The following is a 9,970-nucleotide window of genomic DNA, read 5'->3' as shown; positions in this document are numbered from 1 at the left end:
AGGAAATATCCAATATAATTATACTAAACCAAGCATAAGCAGAATATCCACCGCTGCAGACGAAATGATTAGCTTTTAGCTTTTGGTTATTTATGAATGTTCAGTACGCAGCTTGATTTTTCTATTTACGTAAGTTTTGAATTTGCCAGATTTACATCTGAGGTATAAACATGAATTCTGATTTGCTAAATTTTCACGACCATTCTAACGAGCACGAAGGGCTTTTTTCTGTGGAGGACACATGTGCTTCAAAAGAAGGAGAGATCTCGAGCGAGGATGTACGCTACAGGGCTTTATGGGGTGCGGTAATACTACAGGCACTAGTGGATATCACATCAAACTATAAGAGAACGGAATATCTTGTAGAGAAGGTGAAAGCGTTCAACTGGATCAAAGATATGCATGCTGATTTTGTTACAGTGTGTCATCTTGCAGGTTACAGTCCCGTATATGTTAGAAAAAAGATGAAAGCACTCACGTCTGCTAAGGCTTCTAAAGTGTGTGAATAAGAGTAGTGTGCATGTTTGGATGCTTCACACCATTTTCCGCCGCTGTAAACGTGTAAAAGTTTTGCATATGTATTCCTCGATTGAGTTCGAAGGAGTCACATTGCGGCTTTATTTGCTGCACGGTATATTATAAACACTCGCTCGGTGTATTGGTTTCGGGGTGCTCGTGGACAGTTTCGACTCAGGCAAAATACTTACAACTTATAATCGTATGGTTTCTGCGCGAGAGATTGTTTTTGATGAACTTCAGGTTTCTATTCTAAGAGAGTTAGAAAAATACAATAGTAGGTCGCGGAAGTGGTGGGAGCGTTGGCGAAAGAATACAGGTGCACTTCACAAAAGGGGAGTGTACTTGTATGGTGAAGTAGGAAGGGGAAAGTCGCTATTGACGGGCATTTTCTACGAGTACTGTGCTATTGAGCGAAAGTACAGAACACATTTCAATGATTTCATGAAGCGCATACATGATTTATTACAAGATGCACGATTAAGTGGAGAATCACAGGATCATGTCGCGTACGTGGTAGAAGCTATGGTAAAGGATATAGACCTTCTGTATATAGATGAAGTTCAAGTGCACGATATATGCGAAGCCATGGTTTTAAAGGGCGTGTTCTCCGCCTTATTTTCTCGCAACCTGAAGATTTTTATGACCTCAAATTACCACCCCAGAAAACTATATGAGGATGGCATTCACAGAGATCGTTTCCTCCCTGCTATAGACTTGATTGAAGAGAAAATGGAAGTTTTGGAAATGCCTGGAGCAGATGATTATCGTCGTGCTAAGAGTGTAAAAAGTGGCTGCACTTTTTACATCGGAGAAAATGCGGATAAGATGCTTAGGGATCACTTTTTAAAGCAAATAAACTTTCAAGACACGAAAAAGGTGGCGCTTACCGTTCAAGGTAGAAAGTTCGAAATAGGGGAAGAATGTAGTGGCGTCGCGTGGTTTAGTTTTAATGAGCTTTGTGGGAATACGAATCCCTTATGGACGTTGGAATATGTCAAGATAGCAGAGACTTTTCCTGAAATTTTTGTACATGGCATACCTGTTTTCGATGCATACCTACAAAATGAAGTTCAAAGATTTATTGTGCTAATAGACACGTTGTATGAGCATAAGAGTCGTCTGTTCTGCTCAATAGCAACCGATATATGTAACCTGTATACGGGAAAAATGACCCATGATGTGAAGCGTGCACTGTCTAGATTGTACGAAATGGGATCTAATATGTGGAAAGTAGAGTAACTACAGTGGCTCCGGTTCTCGCAGAATCTTGTATAAACACTGTATAAACGATGGATGAGTTCCCAAAGTTGGAACCCTGAAGAACTTTCCTGTTTCTAACAAAATGCCATAATCCAAATCTAGTTCCACAAGCGTTTCCGAATTTTCTGCGGTAAAAGATAGGGGCACCAAGAGCACGGGGACGCCGTCCTTGGCAGCTTTCATAATTTCCTGTTTAGTAGAGGGTGCGAGCCACTTTGATGGGCTTGTAATCTTGCTTTGATAAGAAAGTACACTATTCAGATTTGGGATTTTCAACGCTTGCAATATGAGCTCTACATTCCACTTTATGTGTTGTTCGTACTGATCTCCTCTCCGCATCAAGGATAGAGGTATACTGTGCGCAGAAAATAGTATCTTAGGTGGAGTGCCATGGGTCTCTAAAACTTTGCGATACTCAAGTAATAGCAGCTCACAGTGCGCGGCAATGTAGTGACTATTGTTATAGTAGTGCCAGACAATGTGCGTATTAAATGTGTGTCCAAGCTCGTATGAAGCCCTGTACCAAGCATCAACGGAAGATTGTGTCGTCACGTAGGAATAGTGAGGATACATTGGCAGCAGTATAACCCGGTCTGGACCGTATAAATGCACATCGTTGACGACTTGGTGAGCACCTGGAGCGGAATGTCGCATACACACAAACACCTTGTACTCACTCTTTCCAGCGGTTGTTTCATTTAACATATCCTCTAGAGCCAGTCCCTGTGCCTGGGTTGCTTCCAGAAGCACAGATTTTTCTCCTATACGCGAATGTATTTTTTTTGAGATTGGTGAACGGAGTTTAGAGATCAACTTCGCCAGGGGAATCCTGCATATAGCGGGTAGGTCTATGACGTATCTGTCACTAAACATGCTGAAAAGAAAAGGTTCTACCTCTGCGTACGATGCCGGGCTACCCAGATTCAGTAGTACTACTGCAACTTTTCTTTTCACAAAGCCCTCAATACAGTATTATCCGTAGCACCGGCGTGTTCTATGGAAGTAAGCGGGTAGAACAGAACGGTTACAAAGCACAAAATAGCACTCCTCTGATTTTTTAGAAACAGAAAAAACTCTGTCCTAACACTACACCCTAAAAAGAACAGAGACGAAACTATCCCTTCCGAACAGGGCGCACCTAGATATTCTGTAAAGCCTGCTGCTTAATAATCAATGAAGAAGCGCAGAGGGAGCAGAGGCGGGACGGGCAATGGCAGCCGCCTTGCAGCAGCTAATATCCTGTACGAATCCACTAATACTGCTGCTGTCTTTTCCTACAGAACTAGGCAGCGTCTTCTCAGCGTCAACACCGCGGGTTTTGCAGCAAGAAGACAGGTCGCTGCGCACTGAACAATTTTCGGCTTCAGGGGAGCTAGCAGGAACGTCAGTGGATGCATAAATTATCTTTCCCGCACCATAGACACCCAGACTCAAAACCCACGCCAGATCGTAAAATACTGCAGCAGCTAAACCACGTATACGGCTTGCTACATTGGATGATTCCTTAAAAAAAGCACGCTTGTTTATAACAGTTGTGCTCTTTGTCGACACTATCCACATACCGGTAGCTGCGTAAACTATGTCAGAAATCAAAGCTACGGGTAAAAGTACAAGCTTTGTTGCTGTAAGAATGAGCAAAGAAGCCAGGCTTGCCACTCTAAAGGGCACCAAAAGAAACGCTACAGCAAGGGCTTTTTTCCAAGGCATCGGACCTGCATGCTCATGCTCAGCAGCGTCCCTATGGCCGTTTTCTGATGTAGTCGCTCTATAGCCCACATTAGTAGAAGTAGAATGAACCAAATTGTTTTTGCCACATTCCCCAGCCGATACAGTAGGAAAGGGGTAACCACCGGGGTACACGGGGGCCTTTACAGAGGTACACCCAGAAACAACTCCCGACATGCGCAGTGCAATACAAGTACATGACATCAGCACCATGCAACCCAACATGCAATATACGCTACTGAGCGCAATGTACATATGGAGAAACGTGAAAATCGTGGGAAAAACAAGCATCTCCAGTGTAGGAAAAATCGCAGCCTTCATGCATTTCTTGTATTTTTCTAAATTTCCATTGCACAGGTCCAGCGCTTTAGACGTAAAGTTACTACCGCACAGTTTTGTAACAATATACACCTGGGCAGCAGATACTAAAGAAATGGCAAAGGTAGAAGCACCACTCATGGCGCACAAGACAAATCGCTCCACCAATGGAACTGCAGCATAACTACCACCACGGACCATAAATACCCTCATGATGAATAAAAGAAGAAAGCCAAGGAAAGAAAAAAAAGCACCCCAAACAACGCAGGCCATAGTACTCCAATACACGCTAATTTGTCAAGCAGCGGTGAAATACGTGAAAAGAGCTAAGATGCAAGGCTTTAGGACTGTGATTGCGCACCCTCTGTGCACTCTTTAAAAAGGTCTACCAGTCTGCTTAGTCTATCGGCACTGTAACCCAATACCTCCTCTAATTCAGACCTCAAGTTCACTTCTGCATCATACCTTATTTTACATTCCTGTAACTCAGCACGTATTTTTTGGAAAGCACTCTCCATATCTTCCACTCTATCGAGTAGCTTAAAACATACCAGAAGCAACAACAAAACATCGGACACCTTACTTTTGCCGTTTTCTGCTCCCAGAATCGAAGTGACCATTTCGTTGATGTTCCCAACGAACTCCAGTAACCTTGACTCTTCCCCCTTCCTACACGCCACATTATATACGGTGCCCCGGAATGCAATGTCTACAATATGTTGAGTGCCGGTCGAAATATCACCCTCAGTCACTTTGCGTCCTCTCTCTCTTGCTCTGCAAGTGTTTGTACTATGCCTATCAGAGAATTTAGCTTATCCACTCCCTTACTACAAGCCATTCTCAATTCTGAGCACTCATCCGTCACATGTTTGAGCTCCCGTTGAAGGTTTTCATTGGCTGTAGTTAGCTCCTTTATCTGCTCTTGCAGCACGACTTTTTCAGCATGCGTGGCATCCTCTTTTGTCGAGTGGTTGGTATTCTGTAGATACATTTCTAACGCATCAAAAGCCTGGCGCAACTTTTCACGATGCTCCGCAATGCTCTCAACATTCTTCATAAAGCCATGTAAAATTCAAACAAAGACCTTCCAAGCTAGTACAGATGAGACAGATACGCAAACTATTTGTTGCTGTATAAAGATTGCAAAAGTCTGGCGCACAGCTCCGGGGCTATTGCCTACCACCGTCATTGTAAGGTTTGGCTGACGGCGAATCACAGTTGTTTACGGCTTTTACGAGCTTCTCACTTGGACGAAAGTACATTTTCCTGTACCGAGATCTTCCCAGCTCACGATTGCAATCCTTGAAAACATAACTCCTAGCAGAGAAAGAACCAAATCCACGTAACTCCACTCTACAGCCAACGCTAATATGCTCCACTATAGAAAGAAAAAATACACTCAATATCTGAGATACTACAACCTCCCCAAGTGCAGGATTTTTTCTCGAAATACGCTTTATGAGATCAGACTTCAAAGACATGTTAATCTCCTATCTCACGCAAAGTGCGCCAAAGCAACTCTCATCAATGATCCCAGCATACTAAGAAATCCCCTGGAGTCAAATCCACGATGATAATCCATGTCCCTTACTAAGAGCTTCTCAGTATCTATATCTCTGCCCTTCAACCACTCAAAGGCTTCCTTCTCTCCACCTATTTCGTCAATGAGACCAAGCTTAAGAGCCTGCATGCCAGTGTAAATTCTGCCGTCGGATACTCTAGAAAGCTCCCCACCAACAAGACCCCTTCGCTCCGAAACTAACCCAACAAAAAATCTGTGGAAATCATCCACCACTTCCTGAAGAACCTTCTCAGAAGTGCTACTAAGATCCTCTAATGGAGAAGAAGCAGCCTTCAATTCCGACGTCTTTATGGTTTTTAACGAGATACCCAAATTCCTAGCAAGCTGCGCAACGCCAATATACTGCGAAAGCACCCCTATGGAACCGGTAATAGTACCATTCCTAGCTATTATATAGTCAGCCGCAAGAGCAACCATGTAACCCCCAGAAGCTGCCACATTTCCCAGCATAGCAACCACGGGTTTTTCCTCTGCGATCTCCCTAAGATGTTTGTACAAAACTTCGCTATCCCCCACAGTGCCACCGGGACTGTCTATTTGTAGTATAACGGCCTTTATAGCTTTGTTACGCTTAAGGCTTTTTAGCAATGCCTCACGGCTTTTGTTGCGCTCAATGCTGCCATCAACATTTATCCTGGCTACCACTCCGGTACTAAGGCTGCTCGGCACCCCATAAGAAAACAACCTTGAATAATCTATCTGAAACAGTGCAAATATCAAAAAGCAGACCGTGATGAAAAAAAGAGCCCTCCATGCAGATACTCTAGAATGTAGTGTCTCTATTTTCAGCAAATGATCAAACACACACAAACCTCACTTCAGAGATAAAACAAGACTGTACGCACCTATCAACAAAACCTCAGCTTCAACCTTATCCCCAGGGAAAAACTTCTTGTTATCAGGAAGATATTCCTGCTCAACAAGTACATTAAAGCTCTCATATCCCTCAAACACATCCACCAACACGCCAACATCTTCTAGAACCTTTGATACGGTAACAGGAATCTTGTCACCCGTGTTTATCCTCCTAAGAAGCACTAAAAATGGATCGTGCTCAATCTGCTTTACCCCGAGGTCTATCTTGTTCTTATTGGTATTAACCATCAATATCTTTGCCTGTAATGTGTCACCCACATTGTACTTCTTCAAAGCACTCTCAGGAGACCCACTCCAACTGAGCTCTGTCGAACGAATCAATCCCTCTATCCCAGAACCAGAAGTGTCATCACAAAATGAAACAAACATACCAAGATTGCTGATGCTCTTTATCTTAGTGTCAACTATAGAGCCCACAGGATTCTTGGCTATGAAAGCCTCCCAAGGATTTTCAGTACACCTCTTGATACTGAGACTCATACGATTCTTCACAGCATCCAAGCTCAGAATCTTTACCTCTACCTCTTCACCACGCATGAACAACTGATTTACAGGTAAGTGATTTCTCACCCAGCTCACTTCCGACACGTGTATCAAACCTTCAACACCAGTCTCTAGCTCCACAAAGATACCATAGTCCTCTATGCTGGTTACTATACCCTTGTGAATACTGTCCACAGGGTATCTCTCCTCCACATTAGCCCAAGGACTTTCTTCCAGTTGCTTTATCCCAAGAGAAATTTTCCTATTCTCCCTGTCTATACGTATAATCTTAGCCTTTACTGTCTGGCCACACGAAAACACTGCAGAAGGATGGCTCACTCTACTCCAAGATATATCCGTAATATGCAGCAACCCATCGACCACACCCACAGTAGGAGACTCGTGTATCTCAATGAACACCCCGTACTTGGTGATGCTCTTAACCTTACCCTCTACTATGCTGCCTTCTTCCAGCTGCTCAAGAAACAAATCCTTAGCTCCAGCAAGAGACTCTTCCAAAACAGCCTTCCTGGAAACCACTATGTTTCCTTGCTTCTTATCCATCTTAAGTATGCGGAACTTCTGCTTCTTGCCCAATAGAGGTGTTATATCCTTCACTTGACGCAACCCGACGTGGCTCGCAGGCAAAAATGCAACTACTCCCCCAACGTCAACCGTGTAACCACACTTGATCGAACCGAAGATTATCCCCTCTATATCAGTGCGCTCTTCGTACGCACACTCAAGCTTCTGCCACAACTCCGCTCTTACAGCCTTCTCTCTACTGAGGACTACGCTACCGCTCTTGCCCTCTACTCTTTCCAGGTACAACTTTACCTTAGAACCTATCGCTATGTCCTGCCTGCCTTCACCAAGCTCAAATTCCCTAAGCGAAACTACGCCCTCGGACTTCAACCCCGCGTCAACCGTTATGTAACCACCGTCCATGCATATGACAGTTCCCTCTATGATATCACCCTCTCTTGGGGAATCATCCAATAACCCAGACAGGGTATCTGAAAAGGATGTGGAACCAAAATCAACTCCATCAAAACCATGGCCAACAAACTTATTAGATTGCATCTTACTGATGCTGTTTGGAGAACTATCTTGCAACTCTGCGCCTGATGACATAAATCGAGCCTGAAACAACGAAAAACAATGAGTGGCAATGATATACCGTTCACATAGTTTTACAAGAATGTTTTTATTTTTTTCACCAGCTCTGCAACAGATTTTTCCTCGCTCATATGAGAGTTATTGAGATAAAAGGCTCCTTCAATACGCGTGAGAGGAGCTACTTTTCGGGTAGAATCTCTTATATCTCTCTGCAGCAAACTAAAAAATACTTGCTTAAACATCATCCTTCTTGTGCCCGCGGTAAGCTTCAATTGCTTGAATCTCCTACGTGCCCTAATAGACGTATACGCCGTAACGAATACCTTCACGTGTGCTTCCGGACACACTATTGACGCTATGTCCCTTCCATCGACGACGATCCCGTGTTTAGAAGACAGTATAAATTTTCTCTGTATATGAAGTAAAATTGCACGCATGTCTGCATTTCGCCCCAAAATTGACGCAAGTTTACCCGCTTCTTCCGTACTGTAAGCAGGATCAGCTGCCAATGTCAGAGCCAATATCCGTTTTTCATCCTCTTCATCTATGCAATTTTTCCCAGCAAGCACCTTCAAATGCCCGTTTTGGAGCTCTTTTGCGAATACCCTGTATAATCTTCCGGTATCAAAATGTGTAAATCCAAAAACCTTAGCTACTGCCTTGGCAAGCATGCCCTTTCCAGATGAAGAAGGGCCATCTATAGCGACGATAAGGCATCCAGTATGTTCAGGCTTAGAAGATGTCACTTTGGTTGACCACCTTAGGTTTTAAACATGTACCAGTATTTAGCACACAAGTATTGGCAAATCTAAAGCACTTTTTGGAATATACACACTACTGTACCATCCTCTTGTACAGTCGTATGTCACACACGCACTACTTCATGTGCTGCGTATATACTGCATACATGGCTATTGATGCAGCATTAGAGACATTTAAGCTGTCCATCTTATTGGACATGGGAACTTTTACGAGATAATCACAGTGTTCTCTTGTTAATCTACGCATGCCAACCCCCTCAGACCCAAGTATTAGAACGCTGCGCTCGCAAAAATCTACCTCATGCAGGTGCTTGTCCCCCTCCATATCGAATCCGTAACACCAATATCCATGCTGTTTTAAATACTTCAAAGTTTGCACCAAACTGCCAACGCAAAGCACCGGCACCAAATCTACTGCCCCGCTAGAAACCTTTGCTATAGTTGAAGTTTCAGCTGGAGAATCATGTTTTGTAACTACGATTGCATCTATGGAAAAACAGGCAGCTGAACGCAGTATTGCTCCAATGTTGTGCACATCAGTTATCTTATCCAAGACCACAATAGCAGAAGGTGTTCCGTGCTCAATATCCGATACCACACTAGATATGTGTATTTCCTCATTCCCTTGTCCGAACAATGGTAAGACCTTCAGAGCTATTCCCTGGTGTACGTGATCTGCTCCCAAAGAGGTGCGCACATGTTTCTCATCAACCACCCTGACGGGAACAGCCCTATCCTGCGCTAATTTTAGTACCGAAGCATATTTGTGAGAAAGTTTTTGTACTAACAAGAGCTCATTACAAATTCTCCGTGGGTTTTTTAACGCAGACTCACAAGCATGTTTACCATAAAGCCAGATGTGTCGTTCTCGTTCACGTTGAATACGGGTCATAAGTTCTGAATCTGTTGAGTGCAAATACCATGCAGTTGTGCCCAAGTAGAGGACAGCACCATCGTAAAGAATCCATTGTAGGATTAAAATTTTCAAAATCAACACTAGAAGAGGTTGGTTTTTTGTGTTGTTTTTGTAAATTATGTGTTATTACAAGTGGTGTTGCTTTGGCTGAGTTTTTTGAAAGGAGGGGTGGCCGAGTGGTTAAAGGCAGCAGACTGTAAATCTGCCCACTTTAGTGTACGTAGGTTCGAATCCTACCCCCTCCACGGTTATGCGGGTATAACTCAGTGGTAGAGTAGCAGCCTTCCAAGCTGCCTGCGTGGGTTCGATTCCCATTACCCGCTCTCTGCAGCTTTGGTTTGTTATAATTTTGTAGTGGTAATAAAGGATGACAGAAGGGGGAAGGAAGCCGCATATAAACGTAGGGACGAT

Annotated in this window: 11 protein-coding genes and 2 tRNA genes; 4 read left to right on the top strand and 9 right to left on the bottom strand. The window is 43.6% G+C overall.

All coding sequences use genetic code 11. From position 1 onward, the window contains the following. Positions 1–170: 170 nt before the first annotated feature. Together R4I06_RS03520 and zapE are read left to right on the top strand one after the other, a co-directional pair. Positions 171–509, top strand: coding sequence for a hypothetical protein (locus R4I06_RS03520; protein WP_334414166.1), 339 nt, complete (start codon positions 171–173; stop codon positions 507–509). A gap of 166 nt (positions 510–675) precedes the next feature. Beyond that, positions 676–1,758: a cell division protein ZapE gene (gene zapE / locus R4I06_RS03515; RefSeq protein WP_334414165.1), complete on the top strand. Its 1,083-nt coding sequence runs from the start codon at positions 676–678 to the stop codon at positions 1,756–1,758. Here the strand turns inward: zapE and hemH are convergent, their stop codons facing one another. The 9 genes from hemH to rlmB all read right to left on the bottom strand — a co-directional run bounded on the left by hemH (position 1,759) and on the right by rlmB (position 9,535). After that, a complete protein-coding gene (gene hemH, locus R4I06_RS03510; RefSeq protein ID WP_334414164.1) occupies positions 1,759–2,733 on the bottom strand; it encodes a ferrochelatase in 975 nt (324 codons plus the stop codon). It lies immediately after the preceding gene. 216 nt (positions 2,734–2,949) lie between these two features. Further along, positions 2,950–4,095: a hypothetical protein gene (locus R4I06_RS03505; protein WP_334414163.1), complete on the bottom strand. Its 1,146-nt coding sequence runs from the start codon at positions 4,093–4,095 to the stop codon at positions 2,950–2,952. A gap of 68 nt (positions 4,096–4,163) precedes the next feature. Further along, positions 4,164–4,574, bottom strand: a complete 411-nt coding sequence (zapA, locus tag R4I06_RS03500; protein ID WP_334414162.1) for a cell division protein ZapA — start codon at positions 4,572–4,574, stop codon at positions 4,164–4,166. Next, positions 4,571–4,879: a hypothetical protein gene (locus tag R4I06_RS03495; protein WP_334414161.1), complete on the bottom strand. Its 309-nt coding sequence runs from the start codon at positions 4,877–4,879 to the stop codon at positions 4,571–4,573. Before R4I06_RS03495 ends, zapA begins: the two co-directional genes overlap by 4 nt. A 112-nt stretch (positions 4,880–4,991) precedes the next feature. After that, positions 4,992–5,303 carry an HU family DNA-binding protein gene (locus tag R4I06_RS03490; protein WP_334414160.1) on the bottom strand — a complete coding sequence of 104 codons (312 nt, stop codon included), beginning with the start codon at positions 5,301–5,303 and terminating at the stop codon, positions 4,992–4,994. A gap of 14 nt (positions 5,304–5,317) precedes the next feature. Then, positions 5,318–6,208, bottom strand: a complete 891-nt coding sequence (gene sppA / locus R4I06_RS03485) for a signal peptide peptidase SppA (RefSeq protein WP_334414159.1) — start codon at positions 6,206–6,208, stop codon at positions 5,318–5,320. Between the two features lie 9 nt (positions 6,209–6,217). Continuing rightward, positions 6,218–7,897 carry a 30S ribosomal protein S1 gene (locus R4I06_RS03480; RefSeq protein WP_334414158.1) on the bottom strand — a complete coding sequence of 560 codons (1,680 nt, stop codon included), beginning with the start codon at positions 7,895–7,897 and terminating at the stop codon, positions 6,218–6,220. Between the two features lie 59 nt (positions 7,898–7,956). Then, positions 7,957–8,628 (bottom strand): (d)CMP kinase, encoded by a 672-nt coding sequence (cmk, locus tag R4I06_RS03475; RefSeq protein WP_334414157.1) that lies wholly within the window; start codon positions 8,626–8,628, stop codon positions 7,957–7,959. Positions 8,629–8,758: 130 nt separating this feature from the next. Further along, positions 8,759–9,535 (bottom strand): 23S rRNA (guanosine(2251)-2'-O)-methyltransferase RlmB, encoded by a 777-nt coding sequence (gene rlmB, locus R4I06_RS03470; RefSeq protein WP_334414167.1) that lies wholly within the window; start codon positions 9,533–9,535, stop codon positions 8,759–8,761. A gap of 186 nt (positions 9,536–9,721) precedes the next feature. Between rlmB and R4I06_RS03465 the strand changes: the two genes are divergently transcribed. Together R4I06_RS03465 and R4I06_RS03460 are read left to right on the top strand one after the other, a co-directional pair. Next, positions 9,722–9,804: transfer RNA gene (locus R4I06_RS03465), tRNA-Tyr, on the top strand. 7 nt (positions 9,805–9,811) lie between these two features. Beyond that, a tRNA-Gly gene (locus R4I06_RS03460) sits at positions 9,812–9,882 on the top strand. Positions 9,883–9,970 lie beyond the last annotated feature (88 nt).

It is taken from the genome of Anaplasma bovis (assembly GCF_036903315.1).
Taxonomy (GTDB): Bacteria; Pseudomonadota; Alphaproteobacteria; order Rickettsiales; family Anaplasmataceae; genus Anaplasma; species Anaplasma bovis.
The sequence above is the reverse complement of the archived record's forward strand: the minus strand, read 5'-3'. Positions and strand labels throughout refer to the sequence as shown.

Excerpts from the sequence above, each read along its gene's own strand:
- R4I06_RS03520 (WP_334414166.1), top strand. The coding sequence starts at position 171 with ATGAATTCTGATTTGCTAAATTTTCACGACCATTCTAACGAGCACGAA.
- R4I06_RS03505 (WP_334414163.1), bottom strand. The coding sequence starts at position 4,095 with ATGGCCTGCGTTGTTTGGGGTGCTTTTTTTTCTTTCCTTGGCTTTCTT.
- R4I06_RS03495 (WP_334414161.1), bottom strand. The coding sequence starts at position 4,879 with ATGAAGAATGTTGAGAGCATTGCGGAGCATCGTGAAAAGTTGCGCCAG.
- R4I06_RS03490 (WP_334414160.1), bottom strand. The coding sequence starts at position 5,303 with ATGTCTTTGAAGTCTGATCTCATAAAGCGTATTTCGAGAAAAAATCCT.
- R4I06_RS03480 (WP_334414158.1), bottom strand. The coding sequence starts at position 7,897 with ATGTCATCAGGCGCAGAGTTGCAAGATAGTTCTCCAAACAGCATCAGT.
- rlmB (WP_334414167.1), bottom strand. The coding sequence starts at position 9,535 with ATGACCCGTATTCAACGTGAACGAGAACGACACATCTGGCTTTATGGT.